The following is a 21,352-nucleotide window of genomic DNA, read 5'->3' as shown; positions in this document are numbered from 1 at the left end:
CACGCCGGCCCCGCGCGGGGAGGGGGTCGGGCCGGATGGATCGGCCGGGGTCATCTCGCCTGTTTCCGCTTCGCCTGCTGCCTCTGGCGCTTCTTGCCGACCGGCTGCTGGCGCTGCCCGGCGGCGGCCCGCGCCCGCTGCTCCTCGATCTCCGCCTCGTGCTCCTCCTGGGTCTTGCCGACCGGGGGAAGGCCCTTGGCGGCGCGGCGCTCGTTGAGCTCCTGCTCCGCCTGCGAGCCGGGGGTGGGGTTGTTGCGGATGACCCACCACTGCTGGCCCATGGACCAGACGTTGGAGACGGTCCAGTAGATGAGCACGCCGATGGGGAAGTTGATGCCGCCGATCGCGAAGACCAGGGGGAACAGGTACAGCATCATCTGCTGCTGGCGGTACATGGGGGAGGCCTTCGCGGTCTCGCTCATGTTCTTGGCCGTCAGCTGCTTCTGCGTGAAGAACTGCGAGGCGGACATCGCGATGATCATGACGACCGCGAGGAGGATCGTGGCCACGTGGTTGCCGTCGCCCGGGTTGAGCAGCGTGGAGAACAGCGGGGCCCCGAAGAACGTCGCCTCGTTGAAGGACTGGACCGTGGCCGCGTTCAGGACGTGCACGCCCTCGCCGGCCGCCGCGGAGCCCGGGACGCCGTTGAGGACCTGGAACAGGCCGAAGAAGATCGGCATCTGGACGAGGATGGGCAGGCAGGCGGAGAAGGGGTTCGAGCCGTGGCTCTTGTAGAGCTCCATCTGCTCCTGGGCCATGGCCTGCCGGGACAGCTGGTCCTTCTTGCCCTTGTACTTGGCCTGGAGCTTGGCCATTTCCGGCTGCAGCTCCTGCATGCCGCGCATGGACTTGATCTGCTTGAGGAACAGCGGGATGGTCAGCGTGCGCATGACCAGGGTCAGGCCCACGATGCACAGCACCCAGGTGATGCCCGCGGCGGGGTCCATCCCGACGGCCGTGAGCAGCTCGTGGAACACCCACAGCACGGCGGAGACGACCCACCTGAAGGGGAAGAGGATCATTTCGAACAGGTTCATGGGGAAGGCTCTCCTTGGGCCGCGGGACCGGTGCCCCCGGCGGGGTGGTGCGGGTGGCGCTCGGCAGGGGTGGGATGGTTCAGCAGGACGATCCGGGGACGGGACGCGAGGTCGGGGAACACCCGACCGCCGTCCGGGACCCTGTCGATCCCACCCGCCGCCCAGGGGTGGCAGCGGAGGAGCCGGCGGACGCTCAGGCCCAGGCCGCGCACGGCGCCGTGCACCGTGACGGCCTCGAGCGCGTAGGCGGAGCAGGAGGGGAAGTACCGGCAGACGTCCCCGTACAGGGGGGAGACGATGGTCCGGTAGAGCTTGAGACCCGCGATGAGCGCGTTCTGCGGCAGGAACCACAGGACCTGCCAGGCCGACGCCGGACGGACGAACTCGTGGGGAGCCGCCGCGAGGAGGTCCTCGGGCGCGTGAGCGTGCTCGCTCATGACTCCGGCTCCTCCCGTGCGGGTCGTCGGTCTCGTGCGGTCGTCGTGGTCCCGGGGAGCCCGGCGCGCGAGGACGCCGTCCGCCACGCCTTCGCGTAGTCGGCGGCCAGTTCCGCCCAGTCCGCGCCGGCGGCGGGCGGCAGTGCGCGCACCACGACGTCGTAACCGTACGGGGACTGCCTGACCGTGGTCTGGGCGAGCTCCCGGAGGCGTCGCTTCACCTTGTTGCGGCGCACGGCGTTGCCCACGGCCTTCGAGACGACGAACCCGAAGCGGGCCGGCTGCTCGTCGCCGGTGGGGCGCACATAGACGACGACGTTCCGGCGCCCGTTGCGGGCGCCGGAACGCGTGGTGGCCGAGAACTGGACCGAGGTCCGGATCCGGTGCTGGTCAGGCAGCACGGTCCCGCTCCTGCGCGACCGGCGGCCCGGGCGGCTCCGGCACGCCGACGACCGCCCGTCGCGGGGCGGTCGTCGGGACTGCCGGCGCCGACACGGACCGGCTCAGGCGGAGAGCTCGGTGCGGCCCTTGCTGCGGCGGGCGGCGAGGATGGCGCGGCCGGCACGGGTGCGCATGCGGGCACGGAAGCCGTGCTTCTTGGCGCGACGGCGGTTATTCGGCTGAAAAGTCCGCTTGCTCACTGGTTACTCCAAAGGCGTCAGGGTGTGCGCCCGATCCACGTGCTCGCCGCACCGGATCGGCGCGGACGGGGGAACGGTCACAGCGGTGCTGGTGGATGCGTCCGAGCATGCGCATGGGCATGACAGTGGACACAAAAGACTGTTCCACCCTAGACAACGGTCAGGGGGCGGTCAAATCGGCGGCGGGTGGCCGCAGGCCCCGGCGCCGCGGTCGGGGCGGCCGGGGGAGAGCGGTATCGGGTGCTGGTCCGGGTGCTGGATCCCGGGCGGGTGGAGTGCGGGGCCGGTGCCGGGGAACGCGGCGCCGCTGTGCAGTCCACATCTTACCCACAGCTGTGCACGGATCTTCATCACATCCTGTGGAAAACCCGTTCGGCTCCCACCGCGGAACGGCGCGGATCCGGGCCCGAACTACACGTCTGTAGTTCCCGGAGGCCCTGGAAAACAGCTATGAACAGGTTCGGCGCATGTTCTAGGCTGGCACTCGCGGCTGGCCCCCGACAGCTTTTCCACCGTTGTGAACAACGCTGTGGACAAGATCCCCGCCGCGGGGCCGGGACGATCCGTCCACCGCCTCGTCATCCCGACGACATCTCGACGACAGCAGGAGTACGTGTGGGCACGCAGGACAATCAGGCGCTGAGTGCGCAGTGGGCGGAATGCGTGCAGTACATGTACGAGGACCCCATGACCACGGGGCGCTACCGGGGGTTCATCTCCCTGGCGCAGCCGCAGGGTCTCATCGGCACCACGCTGCTCGTCGCGGTCCCCAACGAGCTCACCCGCGAGTTCTTCCAGAACCAGATGGCCTCCGTGCTGCGGTCCTCCGTGGGCCGCGCCTTCAGCCCCGAGACGCTCGTGGCGTTCGTGGTGGACGCCGATCTCGAGACCGCTCCCGCCCCGGAGACCGGGGCCCCGGCGCCCGCACCGGCTCTGCCCCCGATCAGTGAGCTCGAGGCGGAGCGCAACCGCACCGACCTGCCCGCACGGGTCGACCACGCCGACACCGCCGATGCGGTGGGCGTCGACCGGCGTGCGCCGGGTCTCGACCGGCAGCCCGCCGGCGTGCCGGTTCCGCCGGCGGAACCGGAGTCCCGGGGCGCCCTGGGCACCGGCGACCGGACCCTGCCGCCGCCGCGTGACCCGCAGGCCGCACCGCCCCGCCGCCCGGTCCACGACACCGGCACGGCCCCCGCCGTGGTGGGGGAGTGGGACAGCTCCGCGCGGCTGAACCCCAAGTACGTCTTCGACTCCTTCGTGATCGGCCAGTCCAACCGGTTCGCCCACGCCGCCGCGTTCGCGGTGGCCGAGACCCCGGCCAAGGCCTACAACCCCCTGTTCATCTACGGGGAGTCCGGACTCGGCAAGACGCACCTGCTGCACGCGATCGGCCACTACGCCAAGCGCCTCTACCCCCAGGTGCGGGTGCGCTACGTGAACTCCGAGGAGTTCACCAACGACTTCATCAACTCGATCCGCGACGACGAGGGCTCCTCCTTCAAGGAGATCTACCGCAACGTGGACATGCTGCTGATCGACGACATCCAGTTCCTCGCGGGCAAGGAGCACACGCAGGAGGAGTTCTTCCACACCTTCAACGCGCTGCACAACCACGAGAAGCAGATCGTGATCACCTCCGACATGCCGCCCAAGCAGCTCACGGGCTTCGCCGAGCGCATGCGCTCGCGCTTCGAGTGGGGCCTGATCACCGACGTGCAGCCGCCGGAGCTGGAGACCCGCATCGCGATCCTGCGGAAGAAGGCCACCAGCGAGGGCATGGACGCCCCCGACGACGTGCTGGAGTACATCGCCTCCCACATCTCCACCAACATCCGCGAGCTCGAGGGCGCGCTGATCCGGGTCACCGCGTTCGCCTCCCTGAACAAGCAGGCCGTGGACCTGCCCCTGGCGGAGCTGGTGCTCAAGGACCTGATCACGGACGACGGGGCGCAGGAGATCACCGCCGCCTCGATCCTGGCCCAGACCGCGGTCTACTTCGACATCACGCTCGAGGAGCTCAAGAGCAAGTCCCGCACCCGCACCCTGGTCACGGCCCGGCAGATCGCGATGTACCTGCTGCGCGAGCTGACCGACATGTCGCTGCCCAAGATCGGCCAGGAGCTCGGCGGCCGCGACCACACCACGGTGATGCACGCGGACCGCAAGATCCGCACCCTGATGGCCGAGCGCCGGCAGATCTTCAACCAGGTCACCGAGCTGACCAACCGGATCAAGCAGCAGCAGCGGGAGGGCTGAGACCCGGGACGACGTCCTGCGCAGGGCCCGGCGGAAATCCGCCGGGCCTTTTTGTCATTCGTCCACAGGCTCCGCCCGCGGGATCCCGGGCTCCGCGGCACCCTTCTGCACAGGAGATCCGGCCTTGTGGAGCGCCTGTGCACAGGACAGAACCCACACCTGTGGATAAAATTGTGGAATACCCGGCTCCACCGGTGGAGAACCTCGGCACAACTCGGCGGCAGGCTGTGGAACCCGCGGAACCACGCGGAATCCGTCCACCGGCGGAGGCTGTTCCGGTGGACCGCGAATCACAGGAACTCAACAGGCCCGAACCGCCCGGCGACTGGCCGGGAGGCAGTTATCCACAGATTCCACAGCGGTTATTAACACTCCTGTCCTTAAAGAGAGATCTGGCCAAACAACAAGAATCCTGTTCCTCCGACCCCGGCCGGGCCCTCCGAATCACAGGAACTCTCGCCACGGGACGGCCGAATGGCCGTCCCGTGAAACGGACCGATACGATGCAGAGGGCGAAGACCCCGTCCGCACCGCTGCACCTCGCGGCGCAGCCGGCCCCGGTTCCGCCCGGGACCGTGGCTCCGCCGTCCTGGCCCAGACTGAAAGGCAGCAACCTCTCGTGAAGTTCTCCGTCGAACGCGATGTTCTCGCCGAGGCCGTCACCTGGACCGCGAGGTCCCTCTCCCCCCGGCCCCCGGTGCCCGTGCTGTCCGGTCTGCTCATCCGCGCGGAGGGCGGGGCGCTGTCCATCGCGAGCTTCGACTACGAGATCTCCGCCCGCCTGTCGATCAGCGCCGACGTCCAGGAGGAAGGCACCACCCTGGTCTCGGGCCGGCTGCTCGCGGACATCTGCCGCTCGCTGCCGTCCGCCCCGGTCGAGGTGCACGCCGACGAGGGCAAGGTGACCCTGACCTGCCGGTCCTCGCGGTTCAACCTCGCGGCCATGCCGGTCGCCGACTACCCCGAGCTGCCCGCGCTGCCGGACGTCTCCGGGGTGGTCTCCGGCGACGAGTTCGCCCACGCCGTGGCCCAGGTCAACATCGCCGCGAGCAAGGACGACACCCTGCCCATCCTCACCGGGGTCCGGGTGGAGATCGAGGGCGAGAAGATGACGCTGCTCGCCACCGACCGGTACCGGCTCGCGATGCGGGAGCTCACCTGGCGACCCAGCGCCCAGGACATCTCGACGGCGGCCCTGATCAAGGCCCGCACCCTCAACGACATCGCCAAGACCCTCGGCCCGGCCGGGGACATCAACATCGCGCTGTCCGACTCCGCCGAGCTCGTCGGCTTCGAGTCCGGCGGCCGCCGGACCACGAGCCTGCTCATCGACGGCGAGTACCCCAAGATCCGTTCGCTGTTCCCGGAGCACACCCCGATCACGGCCGCGGTGCGCACCACCGAACTCGTCGAGGCCGTCCGCCGCGTCTCCCTCGTGGCCGAGCGCAACACCCCGGTGCGCCTGGCCTTCACGCAGGGACAGGTCGCCCTGGACGCGGGCACCGGCGAGGACGCCCAGGCCTCCGAGATGCTCGACGCCCACCTGACGGGCGACGACATCACCGTGGCCTTCAACCCGACGTACCTGTCCGAGGGCCTGCACGCCTTCGACTCCGACTACGTCCGGTTCTCGTTCACGGCCCCGCCCAAGCCGGCCGTGCTCTCCGCCCAGGCGGAGCCCGAGGGCGAGGACCGGGACGACTACAAGTACCTGCTGATGCCGGTGCGGCTGCCCAGCCAATGACCGCCCGGCCCGGAACCGGAAGCTGCTGATCCCGGCGTGTTCGTCGACCACCTCTCCCTGCTCGACTACCGGACGTATGCGCACCTGGACATACGTCTCGCCCCCGGGACCACCGTGTTCCTGGGGCCGAACGGCGTGGGCAAGACGAACATCGTCGAGGCCCTGGACTACACGGCGGGCCTCTCCTCCCACCGGGTGTCCTCGGACGGGCCGCTGATCCGCTTCGGCGCCGAGCGGGCGATCGTCCGGGTCAGGGTGCGGCGGGGCCCGCAGCAGACGGTCCTGGAGCTCGAGCTCAACGACGGCCGCGCCAACCGGGTGCGCATCAACCGGGCCTCCCCCGTGCGGGCGCGGGACGCGCTCGGCATCGTGCGGACCGTGCTGTTCTCCCCGGAGGACCTCGCCCTCGTGAAGGGCGATCCCTCCCACCGCCGGCGCTTCCTGGACGACCTCGCGAAGTCCATGCGCCCGGTCCTCGCCGGCACCCTGGCCGACTACGAGAAGGTGCTCAAGCAGCGCAACGCGCTGCTGAAGTCCGCCCGCCGCAGCGGCCGGTTCACGGACACCCACCGCTCCACGCTGGCGGCGTGGAACGACCAGTTCGCCCGTGCCGGGGCCGGCATCCTGCACGCGCGACTTCAGCTCATCGACGCCCTGGCGCCCCAGGTCGCGACCGCCTACGGCCAGCTCACGGACGGGAGCAAGGAGACGACCCTGCGCTACGTGTCCTCGGTGCTGCCCGAGAGCGCGGCCGGGGACGCCGAGCGGCTGCGCGGGTTCGGCCCGGCCGACCTGCACCAGCTGATCCTCGACGCGTGCGAGGCCTCGGAGCAGCGGGAGCTCGAGCGGGGGCTGACCCTCGTGGGCCCGCACCGCGACGAGCTCGAGCTGCTGCTCGGCGCGGCCCCGGCCCGGGGCTACGCCTCGCACGGCGAGACCTGGTCCTACGCCCTCGCCCTGCGGCTCGGCTCCTGGTACGTGCACCTCGCCGACGACCCCACGGAGGGTGCGGCGCCCATCCTGGTCCTGGACGACGTGTTCGCGGAGCTCGACGCCCGCCGCCGCAGCCGGCTCGCCGCGATCGTGGCCTCCGCCGAGCAGGTGCTCGTGACCGCCGCCGTCGAGGAGGACCTGCCCCCCGAGCTCGTCGCCGGCCCGCACGACGTGGTGCGGGTGGGGCCCGGCACAGCGGTGCGGGACGACGAGCCGGCGCCCGAGGTCGCCGCCCCGGCGCCGGAGGAGACGTCGTCGTGACCCGGCCACCGCGCGAGGAGGGCGCCCGCCGGGGCCGGGAGCCCGGGGGGCCGCCCGTCCCCGGGCCTGACGTGCGTGAGACGGAGGTCGTGCGGATCGAGGACGAGATCGACGCCCCGGCGGCACTGCTCACCCGGATGCGCCGTGCCGCGGAGGCCCGCGGGGACGGCCGGCTGTACGGGGCGGCCGCGCGGCGCAACCTGAAGGGCTTCGGGGCCGCCATGGAGTCGGCCACCGCGTCCCCCGCCGAGCGGCTCGGCCGCCGGGGCAACGACGTGGACCCGCGGGCGCTCGGCGGGTACTCCGGGGCGGGGCGCTCCGCGCGCGACCCCCGGGGCGTCGGCTCGGTCCTGGACGGGCTCGTCTCCGGTCGCGGCTGGAAGGCGCCGGTGGCCGTGGGCTCGGTGCTCTCCCGCTGGGACGAGCTCGTGGGCCCGGGCATCGCCGGGCACTGCCGGCCGGAGAGCTTCGACGAGACCGTGGTGCGGGTCCGGTGCGACTCGACCGCCTACGCCGCGAACCTCCGGCTCATGGTGCCCCAGCTGCTGCGGATGTTCGACGAGCACCTGGGGGAGGGCATCGTCACCCGGATCGAGATCCTCGGCCCGGCGGCCCCGAGCTGGAAGCGGGGGCGCCGCTCGGTGCAGGGCCGGGGCCCCCGGGACACCTACGGCTGAGGCGGACGCCCCGGGCCGCTGAGGGGCCTCGTGGCGCGCTGCGGCACCCCGGGGGCGTCCCGGGGGTCGCGGAGCGGGAGAAAAGTGGTCCTGAGGGCCTTTCCAGGCCGCTCAGAGGGGTCTGGGAGCCCCCGGGGGCCAGGTTTTCCGATAGAATCGAGACCAGACAGCAATCGACGGACCGGGCCCCCACGGCCGTTCGCGGAACCACGCCCGCGGCGCGGGCACCCGGAGACGTCGACCCGTTCCGATCCTGCACGAGCCGATGAGCCGCCGCGCGTCTCATCGGCGTTCTCCTGTGCCGTCCGGAGCGGGACCGGTGTGCCCAACAGGAGGAGCCAGGAACCCGTGGCAACAGAGGATCCGCAGCAGCGCGAGTACGGTGCCGGTGACATCACCGTCCTGGAAGGTCTCGAGGCCGTCCGCAAGCGTCCCGGCATGTACATCGGCTCGACCGGCCCGCGGGGGCTGCACCACCTCGTGTACGAGGTGGTCGACAACTCGGTCGACGAGGCCCTGGCCGGCTACTGCGACCACATCGAGATCACCCTCCAGGCGGACGGCGGCGTGAAGGTCGTGGACAACGGCCGCGGCATCCCCGTGGACATCCACCCCACCGAGGGCCGACCCACCGTCGAGGTCGTCATGACCATCCTGCACGCGGGCGGGAAGTTCGGCGGCGGCGGCTACGCCGTGTCCGGCGGGCTGCACGGCGTGGGCATCTCCGTGGTCAACGCGCTGTCCCGGCGCGTGGAGACCGAGGTGCGGCGCCAGGGCCGCGTGTGGCGGATGGTCTTCGCCGACGGCGGCAGGCCCCAGGGCGAGCTCGTCCAGGGGGAGGAGACGTCGGAGACCGGCACCACCCAGGTCTTCTACCCGGACCCCGAGATCTTCGAGACCGTCGACTTCGACTTCGAGACGCTGCGGGCCCGCTTCCAGCAGATGGCCTTCCTGAACAAGGGCCTGCGGATCACCCTCACGGACGAGCGCGCCCCGGAGGAGTCCGGGGAGGAGATCGCCGGTTCCGCCTCGGACCGCTCCGCCTCCCACGCGGACGCCGAGCCGGTCGAGGGCCGCGACGGCGGCACCGACGTGGCACGGCTCAACCACGAGGACCAGGACGGCTCCGGCCACCGCCGGGTCGTCTACAAGTACGACCACGGCCTGCTGGACTACGTGACGTTCCTGAACACCGCCAAGAAGGCCGACCTCGTCCACGACGACGTCATCGCGCTCGAGTCCGAGGACACGGAGCGGAAGATGTCCCTCGAGCTGGCGATGCAGTGGACCACCGCCTACACCGAGTCGGTGCACACCTACGCGAACACCATCAACACCCACGAGGGCGGCACCCACGAGGAGGGCTTCCGCTCCGCCATGACCTCCCTCGTGAACCGCTACGCCCGGGAGAACAAGCTGCTCCGGGACAAGGACGAGAACCTCACGGGCGACGACGTCCGCGAGGGCCTCACGGCCGTCATCTCGATCAAGCTCGCCGAGCCCCAGTTCGAGGGCCAGACGAAGACCAAGCTCGGCAACTCCGAGGCGAAGACGTTCGTCCAGCGCGAGGTGAACAACCGGTTCGGCGACTGGCTCGAGCGCAACCCCGCCGCCGCGCGCGAGATCATCCGCAAGGCCATCAACGCCTCCCAGGCCCGGCTGGCGGCGCGCAAGGCGCGGGAGACCACCCGCCGCAAGGGCCTGCTCGAGTCGGGCGGGATGCCGGGCAAGCTCAAGGACTGCTCGTCCAAGGACCCGTCCCTGTCGGAGATCTACATCGTGGAGGGCGACTCCGCCGGCGGCTCCGCGGTGCAGGGCCGCGACCCCGCGCACCAGGCGATCCTGCCGCTGCGCGGCAAGATCCTCAACGTGGAGCGCGCGCGGCTGGACCGGGCGCTGTCCAACGCCGAGGTCCAGTCGATGATCACGGCGTTCGGCGCCGGCATCGGCGACGACTTCGACATCGAGAAGGCCCGCTACCACAAGATCGTGCTGATGGCCGACGCGGACGTGGACGGCCAGCACATCACCACCCTGCTGCTGACGCTGCTGTTCCGGTTCATGCGCCCGCTCATCGAGCACGGCTTCGTCTACCTGGCCCAGCCGCCGCTGTACCGGATCAAGTGGTCCAACGCCCCGCACGACTACGTCTACACGGACGCCGAGCGGGACGAGGCGCTGGCGCGCGGGCTCGCCAACAACCAGCGCATCCCCAAGGAGAACGGGATCCAGCGCTACAAGGGCCTCGGCGAGATGGACTACACCGAGCTGTGGGACACCACGATGGACCCCGACCACCGCACGCTGCTGCAGGTGACCATGGAGGACGCGGCCGCCGCGGACCAGATCTTCTCCGTGCTCATGGGCGAGGACGTCGAGTCCCGCCGCGAGTTCATCCAGCAGAACGCCAAGGACATCCGGTTCCTCGACATCTGATCCGCGACATATGTCCCACCCGGAATGCATTGACCGGGAGCGGGACCGGCGCAGGGCACCGAGGACCAGCAGACAGAACGGAAAGACCGCATGAGTGACGAGACCCAGGACGGACAGAGCCCCGAGGACGCAGGCCTCGGCGGCGACCTCGAGAACACCCCCGTGCTGACCGACCGCGTGGAGCAGGTGGACCTGCAGACGGAGATGCAGCGGTCCTACCTCGACTACGCCATGGCCGTCATCGTGGGGCGCGCCCTGCCGGACGTCCGGGACGGGCTCAAGCCGGTCCACCGCCGGGTGCTCTACGCGATGTACGACGGCGGCTACCGCCCGGACCGCTCCTTCAACAAGTGCGCCCGCGTGGTGGGCGAGGTCATGGGCCAGTACCACCCGCACGGCGACTCCGCGATCTACGACGCCCTCGTGCGCCTGATCCAGGGCTGGGTGATGCGCTACCCGCTCGCCCTGGGCCAGGGCAACTTCGGCTCGCCGGGCAACGACGGCGCGGCGGCGCCGCGGTACACCGAGACGAAGATGGCCCCCGTCGCCATGGAGATGGTCCGGGACATCCACGAGGAGACCGTCGACTTCCAGGACAACTACGACGGCAAGAACCAGGAGCCGGTCGTGCTGCCGTCCCGGTTCCCCAACCTCCTGGTCAACGGCTCCTCCGGCATCGCGGTGGGCATGGCGACGAACATCCCGCCGCACAACCTGCGCGAGGTCGCCGACGGGGTGCAGTGGTACCTCCAGCACCCGGAGGTCTCCAACGAGGAGCTGCTCGAGGAGCTCCTGCAGCGGATCAAGGGCCCGGACTTCCCGACCGGCGCGCAGATCCTCGGCCACAAGGGCATCGAGGACGCCTACCGCACCGGGCGCGGCTCGATCGCGATGCGCGCGGTGGTCAGCGTCGAGGAGATCCACAACCGCACCTGCCTGGTGGTCACGGAGCTGCCCTACCAGGCGAACCCGGACAACCTGGCGATGAAGATCGCGGACCTCGTCAAGGACGGCCGGATCACCGGCATCGCGGACATCCGCGACGAGACGTCCGGGCGCACCGGTCAGCGCCTGGTGATCGTGCTCAAGCGCGACGCCGTGGCCAAGGTGGTGCTCAACAACCTCTACAAGCACACGCAGCTGCAGGACAACTTCTCCGCGAACATGCTCGCGCTCGTGGACGGGGTGCCGCGCACCCTGAGCCTCGACGCGTTCATCCGGCACTGGGTCACCCACCAGATGGACGTCATCGTCCGGCGGACCCGGTACCGGCTGCGGCAGGCCGAGGCCGAGGCCCACATCCTGCGGGGCCTGCTCAAGGCCCTGGACGCCCTGGACGAGGTCATCGCGCTGATCCGCCGCTCCCCGACGGCCGACGACGCCCGCACCGGGCTCATGGAGCTGCTGCAGATCGACGAGGACCAGGCGCAGGCCATCCTCAACATGCAGCTGCGCCGGCTGGCGGCCCTCGAGCGGCAGAAGATCCAGGACCGGCACGCGGAGCTCGAGCGGCTCATCGCCGAGTACACCGAGATCATCGCCTCGGAGGAGCGCCAGCGCGGCATCATCTCCTCCGAGCTGGACGAGATCGTGACCCGCTTCGGCGACGACCGCCGCTCCGAGATCATGTACGGCTACGACGGCGACATGTCGATGGAGGACCTGATACCCGAGGAGGAGATGGTCGTGACCATCACCCGCGGCGGATACGTCAAGCGCACCCGCTCCGACCAGTACCGCTCCCAGCGGCGCGGCGGCAAGGGCGTCAAGGGCGCGCAGCTGCGCGGGGACGACGTCGTCGAGCACTTCTTCGTCACCACCACCCACAACTGGATCCTCTTCTTCACGAACCTGGGCCGGGTGTACCGCACCAAGGCGTACGAGCTGCTCGAGGCGGGCCGGGACTCCAAGGGCCAGCACGTGGCGAACCTGATGGCCTTCCAGCCGGGGGAGCGGATCGCGCAGGTCATGGAGCTGCGCTCCTACAGCGACGCACCGTACCTGGTGCTCGCCACCCGCCGCGGCCTCGTGAAGAAGTCCCGGCTGATGGACTACGACACCAACCGCACGGCCGGGGTGATCGCCATCAACCTGCGCGACGACGACGAGCTCGTCTCGGCCCAGCTGGCCTCCGCGGAGGACGACCTGCTCCTGGTCTCCCGCAACGGCATGTCCCTGCGCTTCACCGCGAGCGACGAGGTGCTGCGCCCCATGGGGCGGGCGACCTCCGGGGTCACGGGCATGAAGTTCCGCGACGGGGACGAGCTGCTCTCCGCCAACGTGGTCACCGACGACGCCTACGTCTTCGTGGTCACCGAGGGCGGCTACGCCAAGCGCACCAAGGTGGAGGAGTACCGCGTGCAGGGCCGCGGCGGCATCGGCATCAAGGTCGCCAAGCTCGCGGAGCAGCGCGGCCGGCTGGTCGGCGGGATCATCGTGGGCGAGGAGGACGAGGTCCTCGTGGTCATGGAGTCCGGCAAGGTCGTGCGCACCGGTGCCTCCGAGGTCCCGGCGAAGGGGCGGGACACGATGGGCGTGATCTTCGCGAAGCCCGCGCAGGGGGACGCGATCACCGGGGTGGCCCGCAACGCGGACCGGGAGATCGCCGAGGAGGTCGACGCCGAGGCCGTGGCCGAGGTGGACGTCCAGCTCGACGAGACGATGGAGACGGCCGACGTCCTCCCCGAGGGGGCGGAGGACGAGGTCGAGTCCGTCCCCGGTTCCGGGGACACGGGGAACGATGAAGTAGCGTTGGACCCGAACAACTACGGAGGTAACGCATGAGCTCGAGTTCCGGCTCCAACGCCGCCGGCAAGTCCGGACGCTCCCCCCTCGCGTCCGCACCGCGGACGGGGACCGGGGCGACGTCCGGGACGCCGAGACCCTCGACGAGCGCCCGGCCCGCACCGAAGTCCGCCACGTCCGGATCCGGCTCCACCCCCTCCGGTGCCGGCAAGTCGGCTGCCGGCAGGTCCGGGACGTCCGGTGCCGCCCGGTCCGGCTCCGCCCCGGCCAAGAGCTCCCGCCCCGCGAGCTCCACGAAGGGGCTGGTCCGTCCGGCCCCGCGTCCCCGGGTGCGCCGTGCCCGGCTCGTGGTCTCGAAGGTGGACACCTGGTCGGTGCTCAAGCTCGCGTTCCTGCTCTCCGTCGCGCTGGGGATCATCACCGTGGTCGCCGCGGTGGTGCTGTGGATCGTCCTGGACCTCACCGGCCTGTTCGACGGCATCAACGAGCTGCTCGGGATGCTGGGCGGCGCCGGCGGGGCCCTGAACGTCAAGGACTTCCTGTCCCTGGGCCAGGTCGCGATCTTCGCGACCATCGTCTCCGTGGTCAACGTCATCCTGCTGACCGCCCTCTCGGTGCTCGCGGCGCTGCTGTACAACATCGCGGCGGCCCTCGTGGGCGGGATCGGCCTCACCCTCACCGACGACTGACCCGGCACGGTCGCCGGGGAGCCGCCCCGCCGGGTGATTTGGCACGGGTCGGCAACTCCGGTATCGTTTCTTCTCGGTCCGCAAGGGCCGTGGAGGGCGTATAGCTCAGACGGTTAGAGCGCTTCGCTGATAACGAAGAGGTCCCAGGTTCAATTCCTGGTACGCCCACGGTTACCCTTTTCCGCAGGTCAGGAGGCAGGCGTGAACAGGAAAATGGCCGCGGTCCTCGCCCTGGTCGGGGCGTCGGTCGCGGTGCTCACCAAGGTGCGTGAGGCCGACGCCGACAGGTCCGCCTGGGCGGACGCCACCGACGAGGTCGAGTAGCCCGCACACCGCGGGGGCGTGGCGCAACTGGTAGCGCATCTGCTTTGCAAGCAGAGGGTTAGGGGTTCGAGTCCCCTCGCCTCCACCACACCGGATCCCGGTCGAGCACCCGCTCGGTCGGGATCCTGTCGTCTCCGGACCCGTTGGCCCGGCGGTCCTGCCCGGCGTCTGCCCGACCGGACCCGTCGCACGTGGGACGGGGATCTCGTGGCAGACTGGGCGCGTCCCCGACCCTTTTCCCGGCGAGCTCACCGGCGGTGCCCAGGTGAGTGGTCCGGAGCCCAGGAGAACTCATGCCCCGAGACGACTTCGCCGACAAGGCGCTCACCCCCCTGCCGGGCATCGACCCCGGCGAACCGCTCGAGCGGGTCAGCGGCTGGAAGGTCGTGGGTCCCGGCCTCGTGGTCGCGGCCACGGGCGTCGGTGCCGCGGACCTCGTGGCCACGCTCACCGCCGGCTCCCGGTTCGGCTACGGCCTGCTCTGGGCCGTGGTGCTCGGCACCGTCCTGAAGATCATCCTCGTCGAGGGCGCCGGCCGGTACTCCCTGGCCACGGGGCGCACGATCTTCGAGGGCTGGCGATCCCTGGGCCGGTGGACCACCGTCTACTTCGGTCCCTACATCCTGATCTGGGGGTTCGTCTACGGCGCGACCGCCATGTCCTCGGCGGCGCTGCCGCTCGCGGCGCTGTTCCCCGTCCTGCCCCTGTGGGCATGGGCGATCGTCATGGGCCTGCTCGGCTTCTCGATGGTCTGGTTCGGCCGCTACGCCCTCGTGGAGCGGCTCGCGGCACTCATGGTGGGCATCATGTTCATCGTGGTGGTGGGGCTGGCGGTCATCGCCGTGCCGAACATCCCCGACATGATCGCCGGCTTCGTGCCGGTCATCCCGGAGGGCGGTCTCGTCTACACCCTCGCCCTGGCCGGCGGCATCGGCGGCACCATCACCCTCGCCGCGTACGGCTACTGGCTCCGGGAGAAGGGCTGGTACCGGCCGCGCTGGATGCGCGTGATGCAGCTGGACAACGCGGCCGCCTACACCGTCACCGGCATCTTCGTGGTCGCGATGCTCATCGTGGGCGTCGAGGTGCTCTACTCCGCGGGCTACGCGATCAGCGCCGGTGACGAGGGCCTGCTCGAGCTGGGCGAGATCCTCAAGGACCGGTACGGCGACGTGATCGGCACCGCGTTCCTCGTGGGGTTCTGGGCGGCGTCCTTCTCCTCGCTGGTGGGCGTGTGGTCCGGCGTCTCCTTGATGTTCGCCGACTTCTGGGGCAACATCCGCGGCAAGCACAGCGGCCACCCGGACACCGTGACCGGCGGCAAGTACTTCCGGTTCTACCTGCTGTGGCTGACGTTCCCGCCCATGCTCCTGTTCATGCTGGGCCGCCCGGTGTTCCTGATCCTGCTCTACGGCGTGCTCGGCGCCCTGTTCATGCCGTTCCTGGCCCTGACCCTGATCTGGCTGCTGAACACCCGGCGCACCCCCGAGCGCTGGCGCAACCGTGCCTTCACGAACGTGATGCTCGGGCTGTGCGTGGTGCTGTTCACCGTGCTGGGCCTCTACCAGGCGTGGGACACCCTCCAGGACGTCATCGTCTGGTTCCAGGGCTGACCCACGCCCCCGCTCCCCGGGTCCCGCACGGCGGCACCCGGGAGGCGGGCCGCGGATTCCGCGCCGCGGCACCCGGGCGGCAGTGCCCGGGCAGCGGGGACCGGGCCGCGGATTCCGCACCGCGGCACCCGGGCAGCGGCGCCCGGGCGACGGCGCCCGGGCGACGGCGCCCGGGACGGCAGAGGCCCCCGCTCCCGTGCGGGAGCGGGGGCCTCTGGTCGGACGGGCGGGGCTCAGGCCTCGTTCTCGTCCTTCTTGCCCTGGATCTGCTCCTTGACCTCGTGGATCGTGGTCTTGGCGTCGTCGCCGACGGACTTGGCGTTGTCCTTGACCTCGGCGGCGGCCTCCGAGACCCCGCCGGACTGACCGGCCGGGGTGGTCGCGTCCTTGACGTCGTCGACCTGCACGCCGGTGCCGGCGGCCACGGTGGACTGCTGGGCCACGGGGGACGCGGTCACGCGCGGCGACGTGGCCGCGGGGGTCTTCCAGGGATCCTCGACCGGGCGCGACGCCTTCCAGGCGGCGACGCCGGCCACCCCGCCGGCCACGAGCAGGCCCAGCAGGAGCAGGCCCTTGTGGGACTTCTCCGCCTTCTTCTGCTGCTTGGCGTAGTCCTTGGCGACCTTCGCGGCGGCCTTCTTGGCGTTGGCCACGGCCTTCTTGTCACCGGTGAGCTTCGCGACGATGGCCTCGAGCTGCTCCGGGGTGTCCGCGTCCGCGAACTTGCCCGCGAGCAGCGCGGCGGCACCGGCGTACTTCGCCTGCACGGCGGCGCGCCCCTCGGAGGCGCGGTCGGCGGCCTTCGCGGCCACGGGGCCCGCGGACTTGGCGGCCTTCGCCGCGACCGGGGCGGTCACCGCGGCGGCCTTGAGCTTCGCGGAGTCGGAGAGCTCGTGGGCGCGGCCGAGCCCCTCCTGGACCTTCGGGCCGGCGGTCGCCACGCCCCCGGCGAGAGCCGCGGCGCCCGCCTCGACACTGTGCTGGAGCCGGGGCGCGAGTTCACCGATCTCCTTGGACGCCCACTTGCCGGCGTCGAGCACCTTGCTCTCCGTGGCCTTCTGCGCCGCGACGGCCTTCTTCTCGCTCTTGGACTTCTTGAAGCTCATGAATCCATCCCTCCTCGGGTCGTGACAATCCAGTGTCAGCATACGGGCAGAGCCGTCCCGGCAGGAGGGTGCGCCGCTCGATGCCGGGGCTTTTCACTGTGCGCTGAACACCGTGACGCCGCCCCGGGGGGTCCCGGGGCACCGTGCAAGAATGGGCGCATGACTTCTGCCATTCCCACCGCCAAGGCGACCATCCACACGAACCACGGCGACATCGTCGTGAACCTGTTCGGCAACCACGCCCCGAAGACCGTCAAGAACTTCATCGGTCTCTCGGACGGCACGCAGGAGTGGAGCGACCCGCGCACCGGCGAGAAGCAGAGCGGGCCCCTCTACCAGGACGTGGTCTTCCACCGCATCATCCGCGACTTCATGATCCAGGGCGGGGACCCCCTGGGCCAGGGCATCGGCGGGCCGGGCTACGAGTTCGACGACGAGATCCACCCCGAGCTCGACTTCTCCCGGCCCTACGTCCTGGCGATGGCCAACGCCGGCAAGCGCAACGGCAAGGGCACCAACGGCTCCCAGTTCTTCATCACCACCGCGCCCACCACCTGGCTGCAGGGCAAGCACACGATCTTCGGCGAGGTGGCCGACGACGCGTCCCGGAAGGTCGTCGACGAGCTCAACACCGTCCCCACCGGCGGCATGGACCGCCCGGTCGAGGACTGCGTGATCACCTCGATCGACGTCGAGCAGCTCTAGATCCGAGCAATTTCCCCGTTCCGGCGCCGCCGGGACGGGGACGAGCGGCGCAGGCCCGTCCGGAGCGATCCGGGCGGGCCTGCGCCGTTCCCGTCGACATCCACCCCGTCCAGCGAGCCGGGCCGCGGACCGGCCCAGGAGGAGTCCCAGTGAGCGGCGAGCGACCGCAGTACGGCGCGTCCACCGGGGGAGAGATCCCGGTGTGCCCGCGCCATCCCGACCGTCCGGCGTACGTGACGTGCCAGCGCTGCGGGCGTCCGACGTGCCCGCAGTGCCAGCGCACCGCGGCGGTGGGCGTGCACTGCGTCGACTGCGTGCAGGAGTCCGTGCGCTCGCGCCCGGACGTGCGCACGAGCCTCGGCGGCCGGGCGGCGTCCGGCTCCCCGATGCTCGTCACCTGGTGGCTCATCGCTGTCAACGTGGCGGTCTACGCGCTGCAGTGGCTCGGCCGGGCGGCAGGGGTGAGCGTGCTGCAGCTGTTCGCCTACGCGCCCGTGACCACGACGTCCGAGCCGTGGCGGATGCTCACGAGCGGGTTCCTGCACTCGATGTCCAGTCCGCTGCACCTGCTGCTGAACATGTACATGCTCTACCTGTTCGGGCGGATGCTCGAGCCGGCCCTGGGCCGGGGCCGGTTCCTGCTGCTCTTCCTGCTCTCCGTCCTGGGCGGCTCCGTGGGCGTGCTGCTGCTCTCGCACCCGCTCAGTCTCGTGGTGGGCGCCTCCGGCGGTGTCTTCGGCCTGTTCGGCGCCCTCTTCGTGCTGCAGCGCCACCTCGGGCAGTCCATCACGCCGATCGCGGTGCTGATCGGCGTCAACGTGGTCTTCGGCTTCCTCTTCCCCGGCATCGCCTGGCAGGCCCACCTGGGCGGGCTGCTCACGGGAGCCCTGGTCTCCCTCGGCTACACCCTGGCGACCCGCCGGCGGCGCGGTGACCGCCGCCGATGACGCCGTGGCCGGTCCGGCCGGCGCGTGTCGTCCACAGGAGTTGTCCCCAGCTGTCGACAAATCACACCGGTGGAATTCCACACCTGTGACCAACGGTGTGGACAGCACCATGACGCCTTCCACAGCTGTTAATAACGCTGTGGAGAGCGGCCTGTGCACACGGTTCTCCACACCTGTGGACAACGTTGTGCACCGGGTGGGGAGGACGCGGGGAAGGAGCAGCCGTCCCGAACCGGCGTCCGGGACGGTGTTCTCACCCAGTCCTCAGGTTCCGTGCGGAACACTGGAGGGGGGCGGACCCCGCCGCGCCCACGGACGAGAACGGGAGGGCACGTGCGCGTGCTGCTGGTGGAGGACGAGGTGGACCTCGCGGAGTCGCTGCGCCGCGGTCTCACGAACGAGGGCTTCGTGGTCGACGTCGCCCACGACGGGATCACCGGGGGGTGGCTGGCCCGGGAGAACCCCTACGACGTGGTGGTGCTGGACCTGATGCTGCCGGGCCGGAACGGCTACGGCGTGCTCGAGGACCTGCGCAGCGCCGAGAACTGGGTCCCCGTCCTGATGCTCACGGCCAAGGACGGTGAGTACGACCAGACCGACGCCTTCGACCTCGGGGCCGACGACTACCTCACCAAGCCCTTCAGCTTCCTGGTGCTCGTGGCCAGGCTCCGGGCCCTCATCCGCCGGGGCGCGCCCGAGCGGCCGGTGGTGCTCACGGTGGGGTCCCTGCAGCTCGACCCCGTCCGGCGGACGGTGACCCGCCGCGGTCAGGCGCTCGAGCTCACGGCCAAGGAGTACGTCATCCTCCAGTTCCTGATGCAGAACCGGGAGAAGGTCGTCTCGAAGCTCGAGATCATGGACAACGCCTGGGACTCCGGCTTCGAGGGCTCGGAGAACATCGTCGAGGTGTACGTGGGCTACCTCCGGAAGAAGATCGACGCCCCCTTCGGCCTCTCGACCCTGCAGACGGTGCGCGGCATGGGCTACCGCCTGGTCCCCGACGAGCCCGGGAGCCCGGCCCCGTGAGCTCCGCCCGGAGGGGCCTCCTCGACCGGTGGGGGGTGCGGGAGCGCAGCACGGCCGCCGCCGCGCTGCTCATCCTCCTGGTGATGGCCGTGGCCGGGGTCGTGCTGCTCGAGGTCCTGAGCCGCGCGGCCGTCGGCGCCGCGCACGACCAGGCCGTGGCCCGGCAGACGGAGATCCTGCAGGACCTCGGGGTGCCCTGGGGCCCGGGCAGCGCCGGGGGGACGGCGGGGGAGACGGCCGTGTTCACGCGCGCCGGACTCGGGGAGCTGATGCTGCGGCTCGGCCGGCCGGGGGTCATCGTGCAGCTGCAGGACGAGGAGGGCCGCGTGGTGGCCGCCTCGCCCGCCAGCGCCCTGGACACGGACCTCTCCGTGCCGGTCCTGGAGCCGGGCGAGTCCGCCGAATCCGCGGCGGAGGGGGAGGGGCCGGTGCCCGGCACGGACGACTTCGTGTATGTCGCGCACGGAATGTACGTGGACGGGCGGCCGCTGACGCTCACCGTGGCGGTGCCCATGGCGCTGCAGCAGGGCACCCTCCGGACCGTGTCCCTGTTCCTGCTGGTCGGCGGGCCGGTGCTGTCGCTGCTCGGCGCCGCCCTCATGTGGTTCCTGGTGGGCCGTTCCCTCGCCCCGGTGCGGCGGATCACCGGGCAGGTCCGGCGCATCGGCACGGCCCGACTGGGGGAGCGGGTCGACGTGCCGCCCACCCGGGACGAGATCGCGGCGCTGGCCACCACCATGAACGGGATGCTGGACCGGCTGCAGGCCTCCGACCGCGCGCAGCGCCGGTTCGTCGCCGACGCCTCCCACGAGCTCCGCAGCCCGCTCGCGACGCTGACCACCACGATCGAGGTGGCCGCCTCCGACCCGTCGGGGGCGGCGTGGCCGGAGGTCGCCCCCGTGCTCAGGTCCCAGGCCCGCCGGATGGGACGGCTCGTGGAGGACCTCCTGACGCTCGCGAAGATCGACGACGCCGGGCTGCGCCTGCGCACCGCGGACACCGACCTGGACGAGGTGGTGCGGGAGGAGATCGCCCGGATGCGCCCGGCCTCGCGGCACGAGGTGCGCGTGCAGGTGGATCCCGTGCGGGTCCGGGGCGACGCCAGCCGGCTCCAGCAGGTGGTGCGCAACCTGCTCTCCAACGCGGAACGGCACGCGGACTCCTGGATCTCGGTCTCCCTGCGGGCGGAGGGGGCGGAGGCGGTCGTGGAGGTGGTCAACGACGGCGGCACGATCGCCCCGGAGGACCGGGAGAGGGTGTTCGAGCGCTTCGTGCGGCTCGACGACTCCCGGACCCGGGACACCGGCGGCTCCGGGCTGGGCCTGGCCATCAGCCGGGAGATCGTGACGGCCCACGCGGGAACCATCACTGCGGACGAGGACCGGGGCGGCCACTGCCGTTTCACGGTGCGGCTGCCGCGGGAGAACGGGCCCGACGAGGACTGAGGTCTCCGGTGGCGCCGCGGCCGGTCGTCGACGGGACGCGCCGGACCGGTGCGCCCGGAGCCCCCGCTGCCGGGCGCCGAGCGGCGTTCCCCGCGACGGCCCTCGGCACGGGCTGTTCACCCTCCGTTGGCCGGAGGGTCACGGGGTCCCCCTACGGTGGCCGTGACCGGCAGGAGCCCCCCAGTCCTGTCCGGCCTGCACGGAGGCACCCCCGGGCAGCCGTGCCGAGTGCCCCGGCCCGTCGACGGACCGGCCGGGGCATTCCCCGGC

Annotated in this window: 18 protein-coding genes and 2 tRNA genes; 15 read left to right on the top strand and 5 right to left on the bottom strand. The window is 71.0% G+C overall.

Translation table 11 applies throughout. From position 1 onward, the window contains the following. Positions 1-50: 50 nt before the first annotated feature. The 4 genes from yidC to rpmH form a co-directional block, all read right to left on the bottom strand. On the bottom strand, positions 51-1,037 hold the full coding sequence (yidC, locus tag QYM41_RS09375; RefSeq protein ID WP_368799476.1) for a membrane protein insertase YidC: 987 nt from the start codon (positions 1,035-1,037) through the stop codon (positions 51-53). Next, positions 1,034-1,474, bottom strand: a complete 441-nt coding sequence (yidD, locus tag QYM41_RS09370; RefSeq protein WP_368799475.1) for a membrane protein insertion efficiency factor YidD — start codon at positions 1,472-1,474, stop codon at positions 1,034-1,036. The genes yidC and yidD overlap by 4 nt, the downstream gene beginning before the upstream one ends. Next, positions 1,471-1,875 carry a ribonuclease P protein component gene (rnpA, locus tag QYM41_RS09365; RefSeq protein ID WP_368799474.1) on the bottom strand — a complete coding sequence of 135 codons (405 nt, stop codon included), beginning with the start codon at positions 1,873-1,875 and terminating at the stop codon, positions 1,471-1,473. The genes yidD and rnpA overlap by 4 nt, the downstream gene beginning before the upstream one ends. Before the next feature lie 102 nt (positions 1,876-1,977). Beyond that, positions 1,978-2,115, bottom strand: coding sequence for a 50S ribosomal protein L34 (rpmH, locus tag QYM41_RS09360; RefSeq protein WP_019181680.1), 138 nt, complete (start codon positions 2,113-2,115; stop codon positions 1,978-1,980). Between the two features lie 672 nt (positions 2,116-2,787). On the opposite strand from rpmH, the gene dnaA reads away from it, so the two are divergent. The 11 genes from dnaA (at position 2,788) to QYM41_RS09305 (ending at position 15,853) form a co-directional block, all read left to right on the top strand. Next, complete coding sequence (gene dnaA, locus QYM41_RS09355) at positions 2,788-4,371, top strand: chromosomal replication initiator protein DnaA (RefSeq protein ID WP_438612577.1); 1,584 nt, start codon at positions 2,788-2,790, stop codon at positions 4,369-4,371. A gap of 619 nt (positions 4,372-4,990) precedes the next feature. Beyond that, a complete protein-coding gene (gene dnaN / locus QYM41_RS09350) occupies positions 4,991-6,115 on the top strand; it encodes a DNA polymerase III subunit beta (protein WP_368799473.1) in 1,125 nt (374 codons plus the stop codon). Between the two features lie 36 nt (positions 6,116-6,151). Next, positions 6,152-7,369 (top strand): DNA replication/repair protein RecF, encoded by a 1,218-nt coding sequence (recF, locus tag QYM41_RS09345; RefSeq protein ID WP_368799472.1) that lies wholly within the window; start codon positions 6,152-6,154, stop codon positions 7,367-7,369. After that, a complete protein-coding gene (locus tag QYM41_RS09340) occupies positions 7,366-8,046 on the top strand; it encodes a DciA family protein (protein ID WP_438612573.1) in 681 nt (226 codons plus the stop codon). Before recF ends, QYM41_RS09340 begins: the two co-directional genes overlap by 4 nt. Before the next feature lie 348 nt (positions 8,047-8,394). Continuing rightward, positions 8,395-10,482 carry a DNA topoisomerase (ATP-hydrolyzing) subunit B gene (gene gyrB, locus QYM41_RS09335; RefSeq protein ID WP_368799471.1) on the top strand — a complete coding sequence of 696 codons (2,088 nt, stop codon included), beginning with the start codon at positions 8,395-8,397 and terminating at the stop codon, positions 10,480-10,482. 90 nt (positions 10,483-10,572) lie between these two features. Continuing rightward, positions 10,573-13,266 carry a DNA gyrase subunit A gene (gene gyrA, locus QYM41_RS09330; protein WP_368799470.1) on the top strand — a complete coding sequence of 898 codons (2,694 nt, stop codon included), beginning with the start codon at positions 10,573-10,575 and terminating at the stop codon, positions 13,264-13,266. Beyond that, positions 13,263-13,916: a DUF3566 domain-containing protein gene (locus QYM41_RS09325; RefSeq protein WP_368799469.1), complete on the top strand. Its 654-nt coding sequence runs from the start codon at positions 13,263-13,265 to the stop codon at positions 13,914-13,916. The genes gyrA and QYM41_RS09325 overlap by 4 nt, the downstream gene beginning before the upstream one ends. A gap of 94 nt (positions 13,917-14,010) precedes the next feature. Continuing rightward, positions 14,011-14,084 (top strand) — tRNA-Ile (locus tag QYM41_RS09320). A 33-nt stretch (positions 14,085-14,117) separates the two neighbouring features. Beyond that, on the top strand, positions 14,118-14,240 hold the full coding sequence (locus QYM41_RS09315) for a DLW-39 family protein (protein ID WP_368799468.1): 123 nt from the start codon (positions 14,118-14,120) through the stop codon (positions 14,238-14,240). A gap of 12 nt (positions 14,241-14,252) precedes the next feature. Then, positions 14,253-14,328: transfer RNA gene (locus QYM41_RS09310), tRNA-Ala, on the top strand. A gap of 205 nt (positions 14,329-14,533) precedes the next feature. Continuing rightward, complete coding sequence (locus tag QYM41_RS09305; RefSeq protein ID WP_368799467.1) at positions 14,534-15,853, top strand: Nramp family divalent metal transporter; 1,320 nt, start codon at positions 14,534-14,536, stop codon at positions 15,851-15,853. Between the two features lie 233 nt (positions 15,854-16,086). Here the strand turns inward: QYM41_RS09305 and QYM41_RS09300 are convergent, their stop codons facing one another. Next, positions 16,087-16,959 carry a hypothetical protein gene (locus tag QYM41_RS09300; protein WP_368799466.1) on the bottom strand — a complete coding sequence of 291 codons (873 nt, stop codon included), beginning with the start codon at positions 16,957-16,959 and terminating at the stop codon, positions 16,087-16,089. Positions 16,960-17,118: 159 nt separating this feature from the next. Here QYM41_RS09300 and QYM41_RS09295 point away from each other — a divergent pair, with 159 nt between their 5' ends. From QYM41_RS09295 to QYM41_RS09280, 4 genes are all read left to right on the top strand, one after another. Continuing rightward, positions 17,119-17,664: a peptidylprolyl isomerase gene (locus QYM41_RS09295; protein ID WP_368799465.1), complete on the top strand. Its 546-nt coding sequence runs from the start codon at positions 17,119-17,121 to the stop codon at positions 17,662-17,664. A gap of 149 nt (positions 17,665-17,813) precedes the next feature. Further along, positions 17,814-18,611, top strand: coding sequence for a rhomboid family intramembrane serine protease (locus QYM41_RS09290; RefSeq protein WP_368799464.1), 798 nt, complete (start codon positions 17,814-17,816; stop codon positions 18,609-18,611). Between the two features lie 333 nt (positions 18,612-18,944). Further along, a complete protein-coding gene (locus QYM41_RS09285) occupies positions 18,945-19,637 on the top strand; it encodes a response regulator transcription factor (protein ID WP_368799463.1) in 693 nt (230 codons plus the stop codon). Positions 19,638-19,720: 83 nt separating this feature from the next. Continuing rightward, on the top strand, positions 19,721-21,082 hold the full coding sequence (locus QYM41_RS09280; protein ID WP_438612576.1) for a sensor histidine kinase: 1,362 nt from the start codon (positions 19,721-19,723) through the stop codon (positions 21,080-21,082). Positions 21,083-21,352 lie beyond the last annotated feature (270 nt).

Origin of the sequence: Kocuria oxytropis, from assembly GCF_040981195.1 — a bacterium.
Classification (GTDB): domain Bacteria; phylum Actinomycetota; class Actinomycetes; order Actinomycetales; family Micrococcaceae; genus Kocuria; species Kocuria oxytropis.
This window is presented reverse-complemented; position numbering and strand designations above follow the sequence as displayed.

Coding starts and splice junctions, on each gene's coding strand:
- yidC (WP_368799476.1), bottom strand. CDS start 1,037: ATGAACCTGTTCGAAATGATCCTCTTCCCCTTCAGGTGGGTCGTCTCC.
- yidD (WP_368799475.1), bottom strand. CDS start 1,474: ATGAGCGAGCACGCTCACGCGCCCGAGGACCTCCTCGCGGCGGCTCCC.
- dnaA (WP_438612577.1), top strand. CDS start 2,788: ATGTACGAGGACCCCATGACCACGGGGCGCTACCGGGGGTTCATCTCC.
- gyrA (WP_368799470.1), top strand. CDS start 10,573: ATGAGTGACGAGACCCAGGACGGACAGAGCCCCGAGGACGCAGGCCTC.
- QYM41_RS09325 (WP_368799469.1), top strand. CDS start 13,263: ATGAGCTCGAGTTCCGGCTCCAACGCCGCCGGCAAGTCCGGACGCTCC.
- QYM41_RS09305 (WP_368799467.1), top strand. CDS start 14,534: ATGCCCCGAGACGACTTCGCCGACAAGGCGCTCACCCCCCTGCCGGGC.
- QYM41_RS09300 (WP_368799466.1), bottom strand. CDS start 16,959: ATGAGCTTCAAGAAGTCCAAGAGCGAGAAGAAGGCCGTCGCGGCGCAG.
- QYM41_RS09295 (WP_368799465.1), top strand. CDS start 17,119: ATGACTTCTGCCATTCCCACCGCCAAGGCGACCATCCACACGAACCAC.
- QYM41_RS09280 (WP_438612576.1), top strand. CDS start 19,721: ATGGCCGTGGCCGGGGTCGTGCTGCTCGAGGTCCTGAGCCGCGCGGCC.